A 21337-nucleotide genomic window follows, 5' to 3' on the forward strand; every position below is an offset into this window, starting at 1 on the left:
TACCGAGCGGTATCACCGGAGACGGTTGTGTACCGTAGCCGGGACGAACCGGATTGCCAACCCCCGTGGGAAGAACCGATGACGAGCACCTCCGCCCGGCGGCCGACGCGGGTCGCGACCTTGCCGCCTCGCGAGCGGATCCTCGACGCGGCCGAGGAGCTGTTCCTCAACGAGGGCGTCGTGCGGGTCGGGGTCCAGGCGATCGCGGACCGCGCCGGGACCACGAAGATGGCGATCTACCGGCACTTCGGCACCAAGGACGCGCTGATCGCGGAATGGCTGCGGATCGTCGTGCACGACTACTCGGCCGCCTTCGACGCGGCAGAACAGGCGCATCCGGACGATTACGCGGAGCAGATCCGCGCGGTGGCGCGGTTCATCGTCGACGGGCTGCCCGATTTTTCCCATCGCGGCTGCCCGTTCACGAACTCGGTCGCCGAACTGCCCGATCCGGACCATCCTGCGCGGCGGCTGATCAGCGAGCACAAGACCCGCCAGTTCGGCCGGCTCCGGGCGATGTGCGCGGGGCTCGGGCTGCCCGACCCGGAACTGGGCGCGGCGGAGCTGACGTTCGCGATGGAGGGGGCGCAGATCGCGGTGCAGAACGGCGGCGTCGAGAACGTCGGCGCGCACCTGACGAAGATCGTCGAGGGCGTGATCAGTCGCGGGAAGCCGGGCTGAGAGCGGCGCGTTTTCGGTGCAGCAGAAGGCGTTCCGCCTCGTTCGAGACCAGCCGGAGAGCGGCGTCGTAGGACTCGACGGCTTCGCCGGTCCGGCCCAGGCGGGCCAGCAGATCGGCTCGGACGGCGTGGAAAAGGTGCCGGTCGCCGAGGTCCAGACCGTCCACAATGGTCAGTGCGGCGGCCGGGCCTTCGACCTCGGCGACGGCGACGGCGCGGTTCAGCGCGACGACGGGGGTCGGCGTCAGGGCGAGCAGCTGGTCGTAGAGGGCGAGGATCTGCACCCAGTCGGTGCCGTCGCTGTGCACGGCGTTGATCGCGGCCTGGATCTGGTACGGGCCCGGGCGGTCGAGCCGCAGGCAGCGGCGGACGAGGTCCTGGCCTTCGGCGATCAGCGTCCAGTCCCAGCGAGCGCGGTCCTGCTCGGGCAGCAGCACCGGGATTCCGTCGGCGTCGAGCCGGGCCAGGCGGCGTGATTCGGTGAGCAGCTGCAACGCGAGCAGGCCGAGCACCTCGGGTTCGTCGGGCAGCAGGGCGGCCAGGACCCGGGTCAGGCGGATCGCTTCGGACGCCAGGTCCGGGCGGGTGAGGTCGGTGCCGCTGCTGGCGGTGTGGCCTTCGGTGAAGATCAGGTAGATCACGGCGAGGACGGCGTCGAGCCGGGCCGGGAGGTCGGCCGCGTCGGGTACGCGGTAGGGGATTCGGGCGGCGCGGATTTTGGCTTTCGCGCGCACAAGCCGTTGCGCCAGCGTCGATTCCGGGACCAGGAAGGCGTGCGCGATCTCCGGGGTGGTGAGGCCGCCCAGCAGACGCAGGGTGAGCGCGACCCGGGCGGCCGTGCCGAGAGCGGGGTGGCAGCAGGTGAAGATCAGCCGCAGCCGTTCGTCGGGCACCGCGCCTTCGTCGAACGGTTCGCTCGCGTGCAGGAGCGCGGCCTGCGCGTGGCGGTCGGCGCGGGTGGATTCGCGGCGGAGGCGGTCGATGCCGCGGTTGCGGGCGGTGGTGACGAGCCAGCCGGCGGGACTCGGCGGCAGGCCTTCCGCGCGCCATTTCACGGTGGCGATCGCGCAGGCCTCCTGGACGGCGTCCTCGGCGAGGTCCAGGTCGCCGAAGACCCGGGCCAGCACGGCGACCGCGCGGCCGTGCTCGGCGCGGAAGACCCGCTCGAGCACGGCCGCCGGGATCACTGGAACTCCCGGACTTCCACCGGCAGCGTGGTGATCTCCGAGATCCGCCGCGCCCACTCGGTCGCGGCCTCCGGGCCGGGCGCGGTCACGACGGTGAAGCCGCCGAGGTGTTCCTTGCCTTCGGCGAACGGGCCGTCGGTGCACAGGACGTCGCCGCCGGACGCCCGGACCACCTTCGCGGCGGCCGCCGGACGCAGCCCGCCCGAGAAGACCCAGACGCCTTTCGCCTTCATCTCGTCGGTCACCGCTTCGAGGCGCGCCGCGATGTCCGCCAGCACCTCGGGATCCGGGGTTCCGCCGTCGGGCTGGCAGATCCCGAGCAGGTACTGCGGCACGGCTCCTCCTCGGCTCAGCGTTGCCGGGCCGGCCGCACGATCATCTCGCTGACGTCCACGTCGGCCGGCTGGTCGAGAGCGTAGGCGATGGCGTCGCCGATCGCTTTCGGATCGATGGCGTCCTTGCGGTAGATCCGCATGAACTCCTGCGTTTCCGGGTCGCTGATCGTGTCCGCCAGCTCCGAGGTCACGACGCCGGGGGAGACCGTGGTGACGCGGATCGACGGGTCGCATTCCAGCCGCAGGCCCTCGGTGATCGCCCGCGCCGCGTATTTCGTGCCGCAGTACACCGCGGCGGTCGGCGTGACCTGGTATGCGCCGATCGACGCGATCGTGACGAAGTGGCCGCGGCGCTGGCGGGTGAAGTGCGGCAATGCCGCGGCGATGCTGTGCAGCAGGCCCCGGACGTTGACGTCGATCATCCGGTCCCACTCCTCGACCAGCCCGGCGTCCAGCCGCGACAACGGCATCACCCCGGCGTTCGCGACGAACGCGTCGATCTCGCCGTGGTCGCGCACCGCGCGGTCGACGAACTCGGCGACGTCGGCCCGGTCGGTCACGTCGAGGCGGTGGACCTCGATCCCGTCCGCGCTGGCCGCGAGCCGCGCGAGCCGGTCTTCGCGGCGCGCGCCGGCGATCACGCGCCAGCCGTCCGCGGCGAGCCTGCGGGCGGTGGCCTCGCCGATTCCGCTGCTGGCACCGGTGATCAGGACAGTCTTGCTCATGCGGATTCCTTCGGGAAGTCGGCGGACAGGGTGACGTCGCGCCAGTCGTCGAACGTCTTGCGGAGGGTGTCGAGGCGCGCGGTGGCGATGTCGTAGGCGGCTTGGCCGAGCAGCAGGCGGAGCGGCGGTTCGGCGGAGGCGACGGCGTCGATGACGGCCGTCGCGGCTCGGTCCGGGTCGCCGGGCTGCTTGCCGTAGGTGGCGAGCGTCGAGGTGCGGCGCGCGCCCGCGGTGCCGGCGTAGTCGTCGATGCGGATCGCGGATTCCCGCATGGACGGGCCCGACCAGTTGGTGCGGAACGCGGCCGGTTCGACGATCGTGACGCCGATGCCGAGCGGACCGACCTCGGCGGCGAGCGATTCGCTGAAGCCTTCGACGGCGAACTTGGTCGCGTGGTAGTAGCCGGTCGCGCCGAAGGCGGCCAGCCCGCCGAGCGACGAGACCGAGACGATGTGCCCGCTGCGCCGGGCCCGCATTCCGGGCAGGACGGCGCGGGTGAGCGCCATCAGGCCGAATACGTTCGCCTCGAACAACGCGCGGATCTCGGCGTCTTCGCCCTCTTCGACGGCGGCGAGGTAGCCGTAGCCGGCGTTGTTGACGAGGACGTCGATCTGGCCGAAGACACGGTGTGCCTCGGCGACCGCTTCGGTGATCTGCTGCTGATCGGTCACGTCGAGCGCGACCGACAGCGCACGTCCCGGATGCGCGGCGACGAGGTCCGCGACACGTTCGGGATCGCGGGCCGTGACGACCGCGCGCAGGCCGCGTTCGAGAACGGCGGTCGCGAGTGCGCGGCCGAGGCCGGTGGAACACCCGGTGATCAACCAGACGGGTGCATTGTTTTCAGACATGGCTCTGCCCCTGGAGGAATTCGATAATTGCGGAAAATGCGTCAGCGGTGCGGGCGGTCCCCGGCGGCGAGACTGCCTAGCAGCCCCAGCGCGGCCTCCGACGGACTGCCCGGATCCGCTTGGTACACCACGAGTTGCTGGCCGGGAGCGCTGTTCACGGTCATCGATTCGTAGTGCAGGGTGAGCATTCCGACCAGCGGATGCCGGAACCGTTTCGATTCGTGCGTTTTCTGCCGGAGCTCGTGGCGCGCCCACAGTCGGCGGAAATCGGCGCTCTTGAGCGACAGTTCGCCGACCGCCTCGATCAAGAGCGGATCGTCCAGATCGGTGCCCGCCGCCGACCGCAGCCCGCCGACCGTGTTCACCGCGACCCGCTCCCAATCCGGGTAGAAATCGCGGGCGTCGGGGTCGAGGAACGCCAGCCGCAGCAGGTCGCCGCTGTGCTCGTGCCCGGCGAACAGCGCTTCGCCGAGCAGATTCGACGCGAGCACGGTCATGCACCGCCCGAGCACGACCGCGGGCGTCTGCGGCCACGCGTCCATCAGCTGCACCAGCCGAGGACTGACGCGTTCCTTGGCGGGCCGTCGCTTAGGCCGCTTCGGCCGGGCCAGCGAGTGCAGGTGGGCGAGCGCCTCGTCGTCGAGTTGCAGCGCCCGGCCGAGCGCGTCGACGACCTGTGCGGACGGGGTGCGCTCGCGGCCCTGCTCGAGCCGCACGTAGTAATCGGTGCTCACCCCGGCCAGCTGCGCGACCTCCTCCCGGCGCAGGCCGCTGACCCGGCGCCGGGTGTCGGCGAGCAGATCCGCGTCCGCCGGGACGGTGGTGCCGCGCCGGGCCCGCAGGAACTCGCCGAGGAGGTTGCTGTCGCTCATGCACCCAGGCTAGATCGCGCGCGGCGGCCGCGGGGCACGGAAAGGGGGTGTGGTTCTCCCACCCTGTGCGGTACCCCTCGGCGCAATGGTTCAAACCTTTCCGGCTGCGCTCTGTCCGCGCGCACCGCCGCCGCGGAACCGGCAGGCAGACTGTTTTGACTGGTCAACGGCGCGAGCGGAGCCTGCTGGGACCACCCCCTCCACCGGAAAGGCGAACCCATGCGCCGAACCCCGCTGATCCTCGCCGCCGTCGCCGCCGTGTCGATGGCCGCCGCGCCCGCGCAGGCAGCCGAAACCTGGACCACGGTGTTCGAGGACACCTTCGACGGCCCGGCAGGCACCGGTCTCGACCCGCAGAACTGGCTCTACGACAAGGGAACCGGCTACCCCGGCGGCGCGGCGAACTGGGGCACCGGCGAGATCGAAACGTCCACCGACTCGACGGACAACGTCTACCACGACGGAGCCGGGCACCTGGTGATCAAGCCGCTGCGCGACGCGAACGGCGCGTGGACGTCCGGCCGGATCGAAACCCAGCGCACCGACTTCGGCGCGCCGGCGGGCGGGCAGATGGAAATGAGCGCGAAGATCCAGCAGCCGAATCCGGAGCACGGTCTCGGCTACTGGCCCGCGTTCTGGGCGATGGGCGCGGACGCGCGGCCGGTCGGCGCGACGAACTGGCCGAGCATCGGCGAACTGGACATCATGGAGAACGTGAACGCGCTGGGCAAGCATTCCAGCACGTTCCACTGTGGACAATGGGCGGGGGAGTGCCACGACCCGGACGGGATCAGCAGCGACCTGCAGGACTGCGCCGGCTGCAAGACCGGGTACCACACGTACTCGGTGGTGGTGGACCGCCGGGACGCGGCCGCGGAGGAACTGCGGTTTTCCTTGGACGGCAAGGAAACTTTCGCGGTGAAGCAGAACCAGGTGTCCGACGCCACCTGGAAGGCCGCGGTGGACCACGGGTTCTTCGCGATCTTCGACGTGGCGATCGGCGGGTCCTATCCGAACAAGGTGTGCGGATGCACCAGCCCGGGAGCGGACATCACGCCAGGGGCGGGGATGAGCATCGACGCGTTCTCGGTGAAGGTCAGCGAAAGCTGATTTTCGGCCACGGATCGGAGAACACCAGGACCGGCTCGTCGAGCGGGTGAACCACAGACCCTGTCGTGCTCCATCAGCTCGCCCGCGACCATCCGCAGCGGTCGGCCGCCGTCGCGCCGACCGACTTCGGCGAAGAAGACGACGTCCTCGCCGAAGTCGGTCGGCAGGTCGGTCAGCGCTGTCCAGCGGTAGATCCCCGACTCGCGGTCCTTCAGCCGGGAGTCAGGGCGGCGGTGCGGCCGCGGCCCGAAGAGGTTGTCGGCCGGGTATGCCTGCGTTCCCCGCTGCTGCAGGCAGGGCGCCGCTGGGTCGGTGAATCGGAATCCTGCGCCCGCTCGACCAGCCACTCGGTGTGCGTCACGGCACAAGTATCCCGAAGAAAGTCCGTGCTCAGTGCCTCTCCGGACTACCGCTCTTGCCCTCCCGGCCAGGCCGCCGCGTGCCGCGGGCGGTCGCGGGTGCGGATAGGTACCGTGATCACCGCAGCAGCGGGAAGAGGGGAACTAAGTGAGCAATCCATTGGTCGCGCCGGTGAAGGAGACCTCGGCGGTGGCCGGGGTCCCGTTGCTGGAGGACGCCACCGGGCTCAAGGAGGCGATCGAGAGCAAGAACTGGGCCGCGGTCGCGATCGGGGCCGTCGGCACCGCGATCGACGTGCTCACCGCGGTCATGGACCCGTTCGGCGCGATCTTCGCCGCGGGCGTCGGCTGGCTGATGGAGCACGTCGGCCCGCTCAAGGAAGCTCTCGACGCGCTCACCGGCAACGCCGACCAGATCAGTTCCCAGGCCCAGACCTGGAACAACGTCGCCAAGGAACTCGAAGGCGTCTCCGCCGAACTCGGCGAGCTGGTCAAGAAAGACCTCGAGAGCTGGCAGGGCGACGCCGCCGACAGCTACCGCAAGCGGGCCGAGGACACCTCCGCGCTGATCGCCAGCGCCCAGAAAGGGTCCGAGGGCGCGGCGAGCGGGGTCAAAACCGCGGGCGAGATCGTCGCGGCGGTCCGGTCTCTCGTGCGCGACACCATCGCCGACCTCGTCGGGCACCTCATCTCGTGGGCGCTGCAGGTCCTGCTCACCGCGGGGATCGGGATGGCCTGGGTCGGCCCGCAGGTCGCCGCGGCCGTCGCGAAGACCGCGTCCCGGATCACCCAGATCACCACCAAGCTGGTCAAGGCTCTCAAGGCGCTCATCCCGCTGCTGAAGAAGGCCGGGACGCTGTTCGAGGACGCGGGCAAGGCGCTGAAGGGGCTCAAGGGCGGCAAGAACGCCCCGGCGCCGAAGCCCAAGGACATCAACGTCAAATCCGAGGGCGGCGGCACCCGGTCGCATCCGGGCGGCGACGACAGCACGCACATGTCCGGAGCCGGAGGCGGCGGAGGACACCAAGGCAACAGCGGCAACACCCACCCCAGCGGCTCGGAAGGCGGCGGCCAGGGCGGCGGGCACGAAGGCGGCCAAGGCGGTGGCGGGTCGCACGAGTCCGGCGGCAATGAGGTGCACCCCTCCTCGACGCAGCAGCCCAGGGGCAACCAGAGCCAGAACCCGGCCGAACACCACACGGACCCCAACGAGATCAAGGGCTGCGGCGACCCGATCGACGTCGCCACCGGCGCGGTGTACCTGGTCCAGGAAGACCTGAACCTGCCCGGAGTGCTGCCCCTGACCGTCGAACGCACCCACCGCTCGACCTACCGCTCCGGCGGATTCTTCGGCCCCACCTGGTCCTCGACGCTGGACGAACGCCTGGAGGTCGGCGACGACGGCCTGCACTACGCCGCCCCGAACGGCGTGCTCGTGCGCTTCCCCTTCCCGCAAGGCATCGAGGCCGTCGCCACCGACGACGGGCCTTACCTCGCGCTGCGCCGGGTGACCACCGGGTTCATCGTCGGCGACCCGCAGAGCAGCGTCATCCGCCACTTCACCGGCGAACCCGGCGACCGCGTCCTGCGGCTGCACGCCCTGGCCGACAGCTCGGGCAACCGGATCGACTTCCGCTACGAGGGCGGCGTGCCGGTCGCCATGGAGCACTCCGGCGGCTACCGCGTGACGGTCGAATCGGCGGACGGCCTGGTCACCGCGCTGCGCGTGCCGGACGCGCCGGTGGCGGTCCGGGAGTACCGCTACGACTCCGCCCGGCGGCTGACCGAGGTCGTCGACGCGGTCGGCACCTCGCACAAATTCCGCTACGACGCCGACGGCCGGATGGTGCGCTGGGACGACGTCAACGGCCGCTGGTACAGCTACCACTACGACAGCGACGGCCGGTGCGTGCGCGCCCAGGGCGACGGCGGCTATCTCGACACCGAACTGTCTTACGAAAACCTCGCCACCACGGTCACCGACTCGCTCGGCGCGGTCACCCGCTACCAGCTCAACGAGCAGCTGAAGGTCGTCGCCGAAACCGATCCGCTCGGCAACACCTCGACCACCGAGTACGACGAGTTCGGCCGGGTCATCGCCAGGACCGACGCGCTCGGCCACGTCACCCGCTGGGAGTTCGACGAGGTCGGCAATGTCGCCGCAGTGACGCGCCCGGACGGTTCGCGGCTGGTCAACGAGTACGACGAGCGGGGCCTGCCGGTCTCCACCACCGGTCCCGCGGGCGACGTCTGGCGCTACGAGTACGACGAACAAGGCAGCCTGGTCAAGGAAACCGACCCGGCGGGCGGGGTCACCGCCTACACCTACCACCCGGACACCGGCGCGATCGCGACGCGGACCGACGCCCTCGGCGGCATCACCCGGTTCGAGTCCGACGCGGCCGGCCTGCCCACGAAGATCACCGCCCCCGACGGCGCGGTGACCCGATACTCCTACGACGCGCTCGGCGCGATCACCTCGATCACCGGCCCGACCGGCGCGTCCGTGGAACGAGTGCGCGACGCGGCGGGCAACCTGGTGCAGCAGCGCAACGCCGACGGCACGGTCAGCAAGTTCGGCTTCAAAGCCGCGGGCAACGTCGAGGAGTCGGTCGACCCGCGCGGCGGCGTGCACCGTGTCGAGTACGGCGCGTTCGGCCTGCCGCTGTCCGCGCAGGACCCCGACGGCGGCGTCCGGCGGTTCGGCTACGACACCGAACTGCGGCTGACCACGGTGACAAACGAACGCGGCCTGGTCTGGCGCTACGAGTACGACCAGGCGGGTCGCGTCGTGGCGGAAACCGACTACAACGGCCGGGTTTTGCGCTATGGCTACGACGCGGCGGGCCGCCTCGTGCGCCGGGTCAACGCGGCCGGGCAGGCGATCGACATCGAGTACGACGCGCTCGGCCGGCTCGTGCGGCGCACCGCCGCCGACGACGTGGCCGAATTCGCCTACGACCACGACGGCCGGATGGTGCTGGCGCGCAACGGCGAGACCGAGGTCCGCTTCGAGTACGACGCGCTCGGACAGCTGGTGTCCGAGTCGATCAACGGCCGCGTCGTGCGGTCGGAATTCGACGCGCTCGGCAGGCGAGTCGGCCGCCGCACGCCCACCGGCGCGGAATCGTCGTTCGGCTACGACTCCGCGGACCGCCCGACCGCGGTCACCACCGCGGGCCGCACCCTGCGGTTCGAATACGACGCCGCCGGACAGGAAACGGTGCGCCGCCTCTTCGCCGGGACCGCGCCGGTGGCGGAGCTGCGGCAGGACTGGACCTCGACCGGGCGGCTGCGCGGGCAGACCGTGCTGCGCGGCGCGGCCACCGTGCAGCAGCGCGACTACCGCTACCTGCCGGACGGAAACCTGTACACGACCGGAGACCTGCTGTCCGGGCCGCGCGCGTTCGAGGTCGGCGCGGGCGGACGGGTCACCGCGGTCCGCGGCCCGAAATGGCAGGAGAGCTACCGCTACGACGCGGCCGGCGCGGTCGCCGAAGCCGGCTGGCCCGGCGACCCGGCCGCGGCGGGCCCCCGCGCCTACCGCGGCACGCTCATCGAGTCCGCCGGCGAAACCCGCTACACCCACGACGCCGAGGGCCGCGTCGTGACACGGGAACGCCGCGGGCAGCGGTGGGAATACCAGTGGAATTCGGCGAGCAGGCTGACCGGCGTGCGCACCCCGGACGGCACGGTCTGGCGCTACCGCTACGACGCGCTCGGCAGGCGCGTCGCCAAGCAGCGCCTCGACCCGGCGGGCGCGGTGGCCGAGCAGATCGAATTCGCCTGGGACCACTACCGGCCCGCCGAGCAGGTGCACAGCGCGCCCGGCCGCCCGCAGGTCGCGACCGTGTGGGACTGGCTGCCCGACTCCGACCGGGTGCTCGCGCAGACCGAGCGGAAGCTCGGCGAACGCGTCGACGAACGCTTCCACGCCATCGTCACCGACCTGGTCGGCGCGCCCGCCGAACTGGTCGACAGCGCCGGCGCGCTCGCCGGGCACCAGCGCACCTCGCTGTGGGGCGCGGTCGTGTCCGAAGGCGGGAACGCGCGCACCCCGCTGCGTTTCCCCGGCCAGTACTACGACCCGGAAACCGGGCTGCACTACAACATGCACCGCTACTACGACCCGGAAACCGGCCGCTACCTCTCGCACGACCCGCTCGGCCTCAACCCGTCCCCGGACTCGCAGGCCTACGTGGACAACCCGACCGCGATGATCGACCCGCTCGGCCTCAACCCGCTGCCGACCGGGCCGTGCCCCAAGAAGCTGAAGGAAATGGAGGAGCAGCAGGCCGGCAACAAGCGCAAACGCGACGACGACGCCGCGCCCGACGCGCCCCCGGCCAAGAAGGCGTCCACCGAACCGTCGAATCCGCCCGGCACCTACGGCGACCGCAATCCCGAGGCGGCCCGCGTGGGGAAGAACCACGGCTACCAGTTCGACGGGCACCGGACCAACCAGCACGAGCACGTCGGCGTCCATCAGGCCGCCGCGGACAACGGCAGCGGCCTCCCGCGGAAGCGTTCCGACGAAACGGACCTCGAGCACGCGGCCTACAGCTACACCGAAACCCACGACCTGCACCGCAAGCACCCGGGCACCGGGAGCGGCAACCGGATGCACACATCTGGTTTCACCAGCGGGAAAGCGCACGACGAACACCAGCTGAGCTACGCCTACGCGCAGCGGCGGGCTTACGAGCGCAAGGACACGTCGGACCTGCTGCAGCTCAACCAGATGGGCTATGCGCACATGGACGGCAAGTACACCCGGCCGACCTATCAGGTGCCGGGCCGCCAGCCGCACAACACCTATCTGAGCCCGCAGGAAAAGGTCTACCACGGCGACGACCCGAACCACGTCCACCATCCGGATTTCCACGACCCGAAACACGGCATCCACACCTACGGGAACAAAACCAAACCGGTCCCCGGCGAGCATTACCCGGACGGTTCGGAAGTGCGGCACCGGATCGAGAACACCGACAAGCAACGGGAGGATTCGGCCGCCGCCTACAAACAGCGGGCCGAGGACGCGAAGGCCGAACAGGAACGCCGCGACTACCTCACCGAGCACCGCAGCGAAATCGAAAACGGCAACGACGCCAAGCTCAAAAAGGACCTCAGCGACTTCGACGAGGAGCAGAAGTACCTGCGCGGGTCCAAGGACTCCTACCAGCACATGGTCGACGAGATGTACGGCACCGGCAAGGGCATGCCGTACAACCCCGCTCCGGGCACCAAGGAGTACGACGACATGGTCAAGAACGGGGAATCCTTCGCGCGCACCGACCCGCTCACCGCGGGCGGCCGGGCCGAGGCGCATCTGGCCTACGAACAGCGCCAGACCGGCCAATACCCCCAGGGAACCGCCGACGAACTGCTCGACAAATGGGGATTCCAAGCTCCGAAGGACAAGAACGACCCGACGTGGCAGCGGTGGCAGAACGGCGATTACGACCCGCCGGAGCTGCGCAAATACGACGGTGAGACACCCATTTCCGCCGAGAAGCGCGCGGAGATGAAGGAAATGGAGGAAAGGGCGATCGCGCAGCGGATGCGGACCCTGGACCTGGACCGGAGCGAGGGCAGGAGCTGACGCGTTTTCCGGCGCGGGAATCAGCCCGCGCCGGAAAGATCCGTCGTCTCGGCCAGCCGGGTCGCCACGTCCAGCAGCGCGGCCGGGCGCGGGCCGTCCGCGCGCCACACCACGACCGTGTGCGCGGTTTCGCCCTCCAGCGGCACGAACACCACCCCGGTGCGGCGCAGGCTGTGCGCTGAGCCCGCCAGCCGCGTCACGCCGACCCCGGCCGCGACCAGCCCCAGCAGGCCCTGCACGGTCGCGGTGCGCTGCACGACGTCCGGAGTGAATCCGGCCGCGGCGAAATCGGCGTCGTACTTGCGGTGCCAGGGGCCCCACGACGCGCGCGGCGTCAGCACCCACGGCTCGTCCGCGAGGTCGGCCAGGCGCAGCGTCGGACGGTCGGCCAGGCGATGGCCCGAGGGCAGGACCGCGCAGACCTGCTCGGTCAGCAGGACGTGCGTCGCCAGACCGTCGACCAGCGGCGGACGGGTGAAACCGGCGTCGAAGCGGCCGTCGCGGACCCCGTCGACGAGCTCCGCGATCGAGACTTCCGCGGTCGTGACGGTCAGCTCCGGGAGTTGCTCCCGCACCGCGCGCACGACTGGCGGGAGCAGGTAATTCGCCGTGCTGGCGAGGAAAGCCAGCCGCAGTGCGCCGATCTCGCCGCGGACCGCGCGGGCGACCGTCGCGACCGCGGCGTCGGCGCGGGCGAGCACCGCGCGCGCTTCGGGCAGGAAGAGCTCGCCGACCGGGGTGAGCCGGGTGCCGCGGGCGTCGCGGTCGAAGAGCTGCGCGCCGAGTTGGCGTTCCATCACGGAAATCTGCTGCGACAGCGACTGCTGCGCGATGTGCAGAGCCGCGGCCGCACGCGTGAAGCTCGTCGTCTCGGCGACGGCGACGAAGTAGCGCAGCTGCCGCAGCTCAGGGGTCACAGGCTGAGACTGTAGCCCGCCAGCGAACCGGTGTTGGCGGACCCCGGCAGGCACGCGCCACGATCGGAGGCGGAAGAACCACTGGAGGGACTGCTCAATGACCGAGGAAACCGACGGCCGCGTCTGGCTGATCACCGGGTGCTCGAGCGGCTTCGGCCGCGAACTCGCCCAGGCCGCGCTGGCCGCGGGGGACCGGGTCCTCGCGACCGCACGCGACCCGGAGACGCTCGCCGACCTCGCCGAAGCGGGCGGGGACCGGGTGCGCACCGCCGCGCTGGACGTCACCGACCCGGCCCGGATCGACGCCGCCGTGCGGACCGCGCTGGACGAGTTCGGCCGGATCGACGTGCTGGTCAACAACGCCGGCCACGGTTCGGTCGGCGCCGTCGAGGAACTGACGATGCCCGAACTGCGCGCGGTGCTGGAGGTGATGTTCTTCGGCGCGGTCGCGATGACCAAGGCTGTCGTCCCGCTGCTGCGGGAACAGGGGAGCGGCACGATCGTGCAGATGAGTTCGATGGGCGGACTGCTCGCGCCGCCCGCGTTCGGGGCCTACTGCGCGGCGAAATTCGCCCTGGAGGGCCTGTCCGAGGCGCTCGCGGCGGAGGTCGAACCGCTCGGGGTCAAGGTGCTGATCGTGGAGCCGGGCGCGTTCCGGACGTCGTTCGGCGGCGCGGCGATGCACCGCTCCCGCAAGATCGACGCCTACGCCGAATCGACCGCGGCCACCCGCGCCGCGATCGAGGGGATGGACGGGACGCAGCCCGGTGATCCGGCGAAGGCGGCAGCAGCGATCTTGCAGGCGGTGGACGCGCCCGACGCGCCGCTGCGGCTCGCGCTCGGCGGCGATGCGGTGGACGCGATCCGCGGCAAAATCGGTGCGCTGACTCAGGATCTCGACTCCTGGGAGAAGGCCAGCCGAGCCACCGCGCTGGACTGAGACGCGGGGTTTCGGTCCGTGAAGGACTCCTTGGGGGAATCAGATTCCCGCAAGGAGCCCTTCACGGACGCAGGGACCCGGTCGAGTCACGGATAATTCGGGACGTTGACCGGCTTGGTGCCGTCCGGGGTCACGTCGCCCGTGTCGTTCACGACGTGGGTGATCGTGCCGCGGTGGTTCAGCGACACCGTGAGCAGGCTGTGCAGCTTCACCCCACCGTTCTGCGGCACCTCGAACGCGTGATAGCTCGCAACCGCCGGGTTGGTGTCGAAGAAGCAGTAACTGCCCAAGCCCCACGCCTCGTGCGACGTCACGTCCGGGCCGACCTTGTACGCGGCGTACCCGGCGGTGCCGGGCGCGGAGTTCCACGAGGCCTGATCCGGGACGTCGTAAGGCATTTCGTTCTGGAAGAAGATCGTCTTTCCGTTCTGGCCGTTCCACACCACCTGGAACTTCTGGTAATGCTCCACGAACAGCCCGGTCGCGGTCACGTTGTCGCCGTTGACGAGCACGCCGGTGTCGGCGGTGTTCGTGGTCCAGCCGACCGTGCCGCTATTGCCGTGGTCGGCGCGCCATGCCCAGACGTGGTCGACGATGGTGTTGTCGCTGTTCACCACGAGACTGTTGGTCGCCTTGCCGGCCAGATCGCCGCCGACGCGGAAGAACACGTCCTGCAGCGACGTCGGATTCGCCGCGTGGCTCGTGTGCTTCCCGCTTTCGCCGACGGTCAGCAGCGCCTGCGAATTCTGCGTGCCCGCGTCGAACAGCAGGCCCTTCACCCGCACACCGTCCACATCGGACACGTGCATCGCGTCGACGCCGTTGTCCGGGATCAGCGTCGGGTAACCGATGCCGAGCACCGTCGTGCCCGGCCGGGTCACGTTCAGCGTCTGGTCGAGGTGGTACGCGCCGGGCGTGAAGAACAGGTTGCAGCCGGCGTCGAGGGAGCTGTTGATGCTCTCCGCCGTGTCGCCGGGCTTGACGACGCGGAACTGGCTCATCGGGACGGAATCGCCGGGCGTGCCGCCGTTTGCCCAGCTCGGCCCGGACGCGTTCGTGCGCAGGGACGGCAGGAAGACGCGGTAGTTGCCGCCGTTGTCCACGTACAGGTACGGCACGTCGCGCGAGACCGGCGTGGTGTCGAGCGTGGTTTCCGGCGGGTTCGGGAACGAGTTGGCGGGCGCGCCGGTGGTCCCGGAGAAGACCATGTTCCACACGCCGCCGTCCCAGCTGCCCAGCGCCGAATCCCGCGTGTACCACTGCTGTTGCGACACCGACGCGGCCTGCCCGGACACGCGGGTGTCGGCGACGTAACCGCCGCTCGCGTACCCGTAGCTGGCCGGGAACAGCTGCAGCCCGCCCTTGATGTCCATCCGGCGGAACGGCGCGGCCTGCGACACCGCCCACCGGTCGCTGCCGCTGGAAGGCGTGACGGCCATGTTCTCCGCCGAGCGCCAGAAGTTCTGCAGCGCGGAGCCCTGGTCGGATTCGTTGAAGGCGTCCACGGTGATGTCGCCGTTGATCTGGACGTCGTCCGGGTTCTGCCCGAGCCCGGCGACGGAGGTGTAGAAGCCGACGTTGTCGTGCACCGCGTAGGCGCCCGGCTTGAACAGGTGCGCGACGCGGCCCGAGCCGAACTGCGCGGTCTGGGTGTCCTTCTGCGCCTCGAAGTCCTTGTCCAGCTGGGCCTGGATCGTCGCGGAGGGCATTCCCGGGTCGAAAATGTGCACGTTCGGCCCGAAGTCCGGCTGATCGGACTGGCCGGTGCAGCCCGCCTGCCCGGACGCTGGGGCCGCGGCGGCGGGGACGGCGATCCCGGCCGCGGCGAGCAGCGCCAGCGCGATCAGTGCTGGTCCGCGGGATCGGGACGGCCGCCCGGGTGGTCGATGAGTCCGGTTCACGTGGGGACACCTCCGCCGGTAGGGAAATTGCCAACCAGTTTGTGGTCGGCCACAACAAATTAAACGCCCAGCTCGGCGCCGCCGGTCACAACTCGGTCACAGTTGTCTGGGCCACTGGCGGGATTCCGGCTATCGGAAACTCGTTCACGTCCGGGTGACGCAGCCAGCCTCGCGCCGCGTTGTGCCCCACGATGGGCCGTGGACCTGCCGCCGTGAAGATCGGAGTCTCGGTGACCCGGACAGCAACGGACAACCCCTGGCGGCTCGGCTTGGCCGCCGTCGTGTCGGTCTTGGCGCTGGCGTGCGGCGTCGCGACTGCCGGACCGGCCGCTGCCGCGGACTACTCGAAGGCCGGCGAGAACGTTGCCGGTTCACAAATTCTGCGGCACGAGGGCGTGCAGAGCGGGAGCCCGCGGTTCGACCCGGCGACCGGACAGACCCTCGGCCACGACGTGAGCGGGCACCAGGGCGCGGTCGACTGGGGCCAGGCCGCCGGCGCGGGCGCGCGGTTCGCCTACGTCAAGGCGACCGAAGGCACCGGGTTCGTGAGCCCGCAGTTCGACCAGCAATACCACGGCGCGCACAACGCGGGCCTGATCCGCGGCGCGTACCACTTCGCCCGCCCGGACGTCTCCAGCGGCGCACAGCAAGCCGACTACTTCATCGCCCACGGCGGCGCGTGGCGCGGCGACGGCACGACGCTGCCGGGCGCGCTGGACATCGAATACAACCCCTACGGCGACGCCTGCTACGGCAAAAGCCAGGCCGACATGACCGCGTGGATCGCCGACTTCACCCACCGGTACCTGGCGAAACAGCGCCGCAGCGCGATCATCTACACCTCGACGTCGTGGTGGAAGCTCTGCACCGGCAACGCGGGCGGGTTCGGCGACACGAATCCGCTGTGGCTCGCCCGGTACGCCCCGCAGATCGGCGAACTCCCGGCGGGCTGGGACAAGCAGAGCATCTGGCAGTTCTCGCGCACCGGCAGCCTGCCCGGCGACCAGAACTACTACAACGGCCCGATGAACCGGGTGCAGGCGCTCGCCAGGGGCGGCGGTTCGTCGGCGTGATCGCCTGAAAAGCCGTACCGGCGGGGGTGCGGCCGGTGTTGGATCACCGGGTGACTTTCGCGATCGGACTCTTCGACCTCTTCGCCTACGCGATCCCGGGCGCCCTGCACCTGGCGGTCCTGGCCTACCTCGCCGGACGGCTGCACTGGATCGACCTCGCCGCCGTCTCGCGCGGACCGGGCGTGGTGCTGGTGATCGGGATCGCGGTGGCCAGCTACCTGCTCGGATACCTGGCGTACCCGCTCGGCGCACGGGCCGGACGGTGGCTGCCGCGGCGGCGGAAGCGGAACCCACGGGAGGAGTTCCTGCGCCGCAACCCTTCCGCGCGCGGCCAAGCATTCGTCGAGGCGGATCCGTTCCTGCTGCTTTCGGCCCTGCAACTGCACGACGCCGACGCGGCACTGGAGGCGACCCGGCTGCGCACCGCCGGGCTGATGCTGCGCAATTCCAGCCCGGCGATGGCCTTCGGGTTCGTGGCCGCGGTGGTCGAGCTGATCGTCGGGCCGCATCCGGTGTTCGCGGCGTGCGCGGCGGTCCTGTTCGCGGCGGCGTTTCCGGCGCTGGTCGCGCAGGGGAGATTGCTGTCGTATTGGGCGAGTGTGAAGACGCTGGAGCTGAGTTTCTGGGTGCCGGAGGTGGAGGAGACCCTGGCGGCTAGGCAGAAGGCGGAGTGACGACGGCTTCGTGCCAGGCGACGTTGGCGCCGAGCGCAGCAGTGAGCCGGGAGATGGTCTCGCGGGTGCTCTGGTCGTTGGCGTGCTCGGGAAGCCAGGCGCAGGCGAGGTAAGCGCCAACGACGTCGGCGGACGCGCACGCAGCGGCGAGGCATTCTTCGATCCGGGCGACGGAAGGGCCGGGACCGGACGGGAAGCGCGCCCCGGGGAGTTCGGCGCTGTCGATCACGTCGATGTCGAGGTGGACGTAGACGGGAATCGGGCCCAGCTCGGCGAGGGCGGTGGTGATGGCGGCGGGGTCGGCAGGCACGCGGCGGACGCGGCTGGCGGCGAGCGCGTTGCGTTCGGCGGGGTCGAGGTCGCGGGCGTCGGCGAGCACGACACTGGTGTCGGGGACGGGGCGCAGGCCGAGCGGGTCGTCGAACAGGCCCTCGGTGCGGCCGGTGAGCATCGCCAGTGCCATGCCGCCGACGTAGCCGCTGGTGGAGATCTCGGGGGTGTTGAAGTCGCCGTGCGCGTCGAGCCACAGGACGGCGAGGTCGTGGTGGCGTCGCTGCAGCGCGGCCACCGCGGCGCGGCTCGTGGGGCAGTCACCGGAGAGCACCAGGGGTTTGGCGGCCCGGGCCACTGCGTCGGCTGTCGCCTGGTGCAGCAGGTTCATTCGGGCGGGTACGGACTCCGCGGGCAGGACCGGCGGTACGACCTGGGTCGCGGAGGCGGGCACGGGGAAGTCCGGGAGGTGCTGGTCGAGGTGCCAGGGCGTGACGATCAGGTCCCACAGGCCGTCGGGGTCAGCCACGAGGTTTCTCGCTTTCGTCGTGGTGGGCGAGCAAGTCGAGCAACCGCCCCAATTCGGCGGCGCCTGCTTGCAGATGTGCGGTGATTCCGGCTCTGGCTTCGCTCCGGGTGCCGTGCAGGGCGTCCAGCAGCTGGCGGTGGTCGTCGGTGGCGCGGCCGAGTTCGCGGCGCGAGCGTTCGGCCAGTGCGAGGGCGAGGCGTTGTTCTTGCTGGAGCTGCGCGTGGAAGCGGCACAGCCGGGGACTGCCGGTGGCGCTGACAAGGGTGGCGTGGAAGAGCCGGTCGCTGTCGAGCGCGGTGGCGGTGTCGTCCTGGTCGAAGGCTTGCTCGATCCGGTCCACTAGGTCGGCCAGCTGCCGGTAGATCTCCGGGTCGCGGTGGTCGGTGAGAGCGTCGGCCGCGGTGAGTTCGACGGACTTGCGGGCGGCGTAGATGTCGGCGACGTCCGGACCGGTGACGTCCGCGACGACGATGCCGCGGTTCATCCGGTACCGGACCAGTCCCTCGCTTTCGAGAGTCCGCGCGGCCTCGCGGAGGGTGCTGCGGGAGACCCCGAGTTCGGCGGCGAGCGCGGCCTCGCGCAGCGGAGTGCCGGGCGGCAGCCGGAGGGACAGGATCGCCTGCCGGACGGCTTCGGCCGCCTGCTCGGCGGTGCTGCGCCGCTGGATGTTCGCACCCAGGCCTTCGATCGTCATCAGTCCCCCTGCCTGGCTCGGCGTGAGCACTAGATTGCCAGATTGTCCGACAATTGGGCAAGACTCGACGCATACGAAAAGTCCCGGCCGCGAACTGCGGCCGGGACTTCCGGGACGAACTGGGTCAGCGACCCCTGAACCGCGCCGCCAGCACGGCGATCGGCGATCGGCGGCCCCGCAGCGGAACCTCGCCGGAGGTGATGTCCGCCAGCAGCGTCGCCACGGTTTCCTTCGCGCACGTGCGGTTCGCGCCGATTCCGCCCGACGGGCCGCGCTTGATCCAGCCGACCACGTACGTACCGGTTCGGCCCTCGACGCGGCCCGCGGTGTTCGGGATCGTGCCGGTGGCGTCGTCGAACGGGAGACCGGGCACCGGGCGGCCGCGGTAGCCCACGGCGCGCACCACCTGGCCGGCGGCGATCTCGACCGGTTCGGAAGGTCCCTCGACGCGCAGCCCGCGCACCTGCCGGTCGCCGGTGATCTCGACCGGGGCCGAGTGGAAGCGCAGCACGATCCGGCGCGGACCGTCCGAGGGAGGGGCGGTCCAGTCGACGGTTTCGCGCGCCAAGTCCTTTAGCAGCGCGGCTTTTCCGGTGCCCGCGTCGATCGCAGCCGCGGTGCGTGGGTCTTCGGTGTCGACGACGAGCGGCACGTTCTCCCGCTGCGCCAACGCGATCAGCTCGGGCGAGGTGTACGCGGCGTCTTCCGGGCCGCGCCGCGCGAGCAGCACTACCTCGCGGACCTTGCTGGAGCGCAACCGTTCCAGCGCGTGCGGGGCGATGGTCGTGCCGTCGAGATCGTCCGGGTCGGCGGTGAGGATCCGGGCCACGTCGAGCGCGACGTTGCCGGTGCCGATCAGCACGACCCGCTCCGCGGAGAGGTCGACCGCGTGCGCGGGGACGTCCGGGTGGCCGTTGTACCAGGCGACGACCGTCGTCGCTGCGAGGCTGCCGGGCAGGTCCTCGCCGGAGAGGCCGAGGGCGCGCGCGGAAGAAGCGCCGACCGCGTAGATCACCGCGTCGTGCCGCTCGGCCAATTCGTCCGCCGTCACGTGACGGCCGACCTCGACGCCGAGCTTCAGCTTCAGCCGCGGGTGGTCGTGGAACCGGGAGAACGTCTCGCCGATCCGCTTGGTGTCCGGGTGGTCCGGGGCGACGCCGAAGCGCACGAGACCGCCCGCGACCGGCAGCCGGTCGATCAGCGTGACGCGCGCGTTGGTGTGCAGCAACAGGTCTTCCACCGCGTACATCCCGGCCGGGCCGGTGCCGACGACGGCCACGTCCGCGGGCTCGAGGTCGCTCGGGATCTCCCGGTCGAACGTCGGCGGGCCCCAGCGGTGGAAGTTCGGCGCCGGGTTCGCGGCGACCGGCGGGCGGTCGGCGAAGAAGTCCGCGTTGATCCCCGCGTAGACCTTCATCGAATCGGTCAGCAGGTCCACCGGGAAGATCGCGTCGACCGGGCACGCGTCGGCGCACGCACCGCAGTCGATGCACGTGGCCGGGTCGACGTAGAGCATCTCGGTGGTGCCGAAGTCCGGCTCGTCCGGCGTCGGGTGGATGCAGTTGACCGGGCAGACCGACACGCACGTCGCGTCGTTGCAGCAGGTCTGGGTGATCGCGAAGGCCATGTCAGATCAGATTCGCCCGCTTGTAGAACACCAGCGCCGGCTTCGTGAGCAGCCCGCACGAGCCGAGGAACTCCATCAGCCCGGCACAGCTCGAGCGCATCATCGACTTGTGGTGCTCGTTGTTCTTCGCCTCGCGCAGCGCGCGCTCGGCGTCCAGCCCGGCGTTCTTGTACACGTCGCGGTTGACCATGCTGCTGACGATGAAGTACGACGCGATCGCGATGACCAGCGCGTTGATCTGGCGGCGCACGGCTCCCGCGCCCTCCAGTTGCTCGCGCGTCTCCTCGCGGGCGAACTTCATGTGCCGCGACTCTTCCACGACGTGGATGTTGTTGATGGTGCGCACGAACGGGACCACGCGCTCGTCGCGCATCCAGTCGCGCTGCATCACGTCGAGGACCTCTTCGGCGACCAGGATCGCCGCGTACGCCGCTTCGCCGCCGGCGACCGCTTTGAAGACGCGGCCCAGTTCGACGGCGAGCTTGCGCGGCCGGTACGGGGGAGCGCCCAGCTTCTGCGCGCCGCGGGCGAACATGATCGAGTGGCGGCATTCGTCGGCGATCTCGGTGAGCGCCCACTGGAACGCCGGGTCGGTCGGGTCCTTGGCGTAGAAGTCGCGCAGCACCATCTGCTGCAGGATCATCTCGAACCAGATCCCGGTGCTCGCGACCGACGCCGCCTCCTGGCGGGTCAGCTCCTTCTGCTGCTCCGGGGTCATCTCGGCCCAGTAGCTCGTGCCGTAGAGCGTGCTCCACTCCGGGCTGGCCCCGTGGAAGTCCTTGTCCAGCGGGGTTTCCCAGTCGACCTCGGTGGCCGGGTCGTACGACAGGGTCGCGGAGGAGTCGAGCAGCCGCTGCGCGGTCTCGTGCCGGCCGGACGGGGCTGCTTCCGGTGCTCGTCGCACGTCTGCGCTGGTCATTCGGTCCTCCCTGAGCGACATTGATTAGGCGTTACCGCGATTCACTGTTACCTAAGGTAACACCTATCTGGC

17 protein-coding genes are annotated in these 21337 nt (G+C 70.5%); 6 read left to right on the forward strand and 11 right to left on the reverse strand.

Translation table 11 applies throughout. The features are described 5' to 3' along the window. Positions 1-78: 78 nt before the first annotated feature. Complete coding sequence (locus tag EIZ44_RS27220; RefSeq protein WP_134731997.1) at positions 79-681, forward strand: TetR/AcrR family transcriptional regulator; 603 nt, start codon at positions 79-81, stop codon at positions 679-681. Here the strand turns inward: EIZ44_RS27220 and EIZ44_RS27225 are convergent. Genes EIZ44_RS27225 through EIZ44_RS27245 form a run of 5 tightly spaced genes read right to left on the reverse strand, consistent with a single transcriptional unit; the run spans position 659 to position 4650 of the window. Further along, on the reverse strand, positions 659-1867 hold the full coding sequence (locus EIZ44_RS27225; RefSeq protein ID WP_134731999.1) for an RNA polymerase sigma factor: 1209 nt from the start codon (positions 1865-1867) through the stop codon (positions 659-661). The genes EIZ44_RS27220 and EIZ44_RS27225 overlap by 23 nt on opposite strands. Then, positions 1864-2202 carry a YciI family protein gene (locus EIZ44_RS27230; protein ID WP_134732001.1) on the reverse strand — a complete coding sequence of 113 codons (339 nt, stop codon included), beginning with the start codon at positions 2200-2202 and terminating at the stop codon, positions 1864-1866. The genes EIZ44_RS27225 and EIZ44_RS27230 overlap by 4 nt, the downstream gene beginning before the upstream one ends. Before the next feature lie 14 nt (positions 2203-2216). After that, positions 2217-2927, reverse strand: coding sequence for an SDR family oxidoreductase (locus EIZ44_RS27235; RefSeq protein WP_037806440.1), 711 nt, complete (start codon positions 2925-2927; stop codon positions 2217-2219). Further along, entirely contained in the window at positions 2924-3778 is an 855-nt protein-coding gene (locus EIZ44_RS27240; RefSeq protein WP_134732003.1) for an oxidoreductase, read from the reverse strand. The genes EIZ44_RS27235 and EIZ44_RS27240 overlap by 4 nt, the downstream gene beginning before the upstream one ends. A gap of 41 nt (positions 3779-3819) precedes the next feature. Further along, the gene (locus tag EIZ44_RS27245; protein ID WP_134662952.1) at positions 3820-4650 is read right to left on the reverse strand and encodes a helix-turn-helix transcriptional regulator; all 831 of its coding nucleotides are present in this window, start codon (positions 4648-4650) and stop codon (positions 3820-3822) included. A 219-nt stretch (positions 4651-4869) separates the two neighbouring features. Here EIZ44_RS27245 and EIZ44_RS27250 point away from each other — a divergent pair, with 219 nt between their 5' ends. Beyond that, positions 4870-5760 (forward strand): glycoside hydrolase family 16 protein, encoded by an 891-nt coding sequence (locus EIZ44_RS27250; protein ID WP_134732005.1) that lies wholly within the window; start codon positions 4870-4872, stop codon positions 5758-5760. A 507-nt stretch (positions 5761-6267) separates the two neighbouring features. Continuing rightward, positions 6268-11721 carry an RHS repeat-associated core domain-containing protein gene (locus tag EIZ44_RS27255; protein ID WP_134732007.1) on the forward strand — a complete coding sequence of 1818 codons (5454 nt, stop codon included), beginning with the start codon at positions 6268-6270 and terminating at the stop codon, positions 11719-11721. Positions 11722-11741: 20 nt separating this feature from the next. Here the strand turns inward: EIZ44_RS27255 and EIZ44_RS27260 are convergent, their stop codons facing one another. Further along, complete coding sequence (locus EIZ44_RS27260; RefSeq protein WP_134732009.1) at positions 11742-12638, reverse strand: LysR family transcriptional regulator; 897 nt, start codon at positions 12636-12638, stop codon at positions 11742-11744. Between the two features lie 97 nt (positions 12639-12735). On the opposite strand from EIZ44_RS27260, the gene EIZ44_RS27265 reads away from it, so the two are divergent. Continuing rightward, positions 12736-13578 (forward strand): oxidoreductase, encoded by an 843-nt coding sequence (locus EIZ44_RS27265; protein ID WP_134732011.1) that lies wholly within the window; start codon positions 12736-12738, stop codon positions 13576-13578. 86 nt (positions 13579-13664) lie between these two features. Here the strand turns inward: EIZ44_RS27265 and EIZ44_RS27270 are convergent, their stop codons facing one another. Then, the gene (locus EIZ44_RS27270) at positions 13665-15479 is read right to left on the reverse strand and encodes a pectate lyase-like domain-containing protein (protein ID WP_134732013.1); all 1815 of its coding nucleotides are present in this window, start codon (positions 15477-15479) and stop codon (positions 13665-13667) included. Positions 15480-15709: 230 nt separating this feature from the next. Here EIZ44_RS27270 and EIZ44_RS27275 point away from each other — a divergent pair, with 230 nt between their 5' ends. After that, on the forward strand, positions 15710-16552 hold the full coding sequence (locus EIZ44_RS27275; RefSeq protein WP_134732015.1) for a lysozyme: 843 nt from the start codon (positions 15710-15712) through the stop codon (positions 16550-16552). 50 nt (positions 16553-16602) lie between these two features. Beyond that, a complete protein-coding gene (locus tag EIZ44_RS27280) occupies positions 16603-17226 on the forward strand; it encodes a hypothetical protein (protein ID WP_167754293.1) in 624 nt (207 codons plus the stop codon). Here the strand turns inward: EIZ44_RS27280 and EIZ44_RS27285 are convergent. From EIZ44_RS27285 to EIZ44_RS27300, 4 genes are all read right to left on the reverse strand, one after another. After that, positions 17207-18025 (reverse strand): arginase family protein, encoded by an 819-nt coding sequence (locus EIZ44_RS27285; protein ID WP_134662946.1) that lies wholly within the window; start codon positions 18023-18025, stop codon positions 17207-17209. The genes EIZ44_RS27280 and EIZ44_RS27285 overlap by 20 nt on opposite strands. Beyond that, positions 18018-18719, reverse strand: a complete 702-nt coding sequence (locus EIZ44_RS27290; RefSeq protein WP_134662945.1) for a GntR family transcriptional regulator — start codon at positions 18717-18719, stop codon at positions 18018-18020. The genes EIZ44_RS27285 and EIZ44_RS27290 overlap by 8 nt, the downstream gene beginning before the upstream one ends. A 124-nt stretch (positions 18720-18843) precedes the next feature. Further along, positions 18844-20346, reverse strand: a complete 1503-nt coding sequence (locus tag EIZ44_RS27295; protein WP_134732017.1) for an FAD-dependent oxidoreductase — start codon at positions 20344-20346, stop codon at positions 18844-18846. 1 nt (position 20347) lies between these two features. Next, entirely contained in the window at positions 20348-21265 is a 918-nt protein-coding gene (locus EIZ44_RS27300) for an AurF N-oxygenase family protein (RefSeq protein ID WP_134732019.1), read from the reverse strand. Positions 21266-21337: the final 72 nt, after the last annotated feature.

The organism is Amycolatopsis nivea (genome assembly GCF_004522235.1).
GTDB classification, from domain to species: domain Bacteria; phylum Actinomycetota; class Actinomycetes; order Mycobacteriales; family Pseudonocardiaceae; genus Amycolatopsis; species Amycolatopsis nivea.

Excerpts from the sequence above, each read along its gene's own strand:
- EIZ44_RS27240 (WP_134732003.1), bottom strand. The coding sequence starts at position 3,778 with ATGTCTGAAAACAATGCACCCGTCTGGTTGATCACCGGGTGTTCCACC.
- EIZ44_RS27245 (WP_134662952.1), bottom strand. The coding sequence starts at position 4,650 with ATGAGCGACAGCAACCTCCTCGGCGAGTTCCTGCGGGCCCGGCGCGGC.
- EIZ44_RS27290 (WP_134662945.1), bottom strand. The coding sequence starts at position 18,719 with ATGACGATCGAAGGCCTGGGTGCGAACATCCAGCGGCGCAGCACCGCC.
- EIZ44_RS27300 (WP_134732019.1), bottom strand. The coding sequence starts at position 21,265 with ATGACCAGCGCAGACGTGCGACGAGCACCGGAAGCAGCCCCGTCCGGC.
- EIZ44_RS27295 (WP_134732017.1), bottom strand. The coding sequence starts at position 20,346 with ATGGCCTTCGCGATCACCCAGACCTGCTGCAACGACGCGACGTGCGTG.
- EIZ44_RS27250 (WP_134732005.1), top strand. The coding sequence starts at position 4,870 with ATGCGCCGAACCCCGCTGATCCTCGCCGCCGTCGCCGCCGTGTCGATG.
- EIZ44_RS27265 (WP_134732011.1), top strand. The coding sequence starts at position 12,736 with ATGACCGAGGAAACCGACGGCCGCGTCTGGCTGATCACCGGGTGCTCG.
- EIZ44_RS27220 (WP_134731997.1), top strand. The coding sequence starts at position 79 with ATGACGAGCACCTCCGCCCGGCGGCCGACGCGGGTCGCGACCTTGCCG.
- EIZ44_RS27235 (WP_037806440.1), bottom strand. The coding sequence starts at position 2,927 with ATGAGCAAGACTGTCCTGATCACCGGTGCCAGCAGCGGAATCGGCGAG.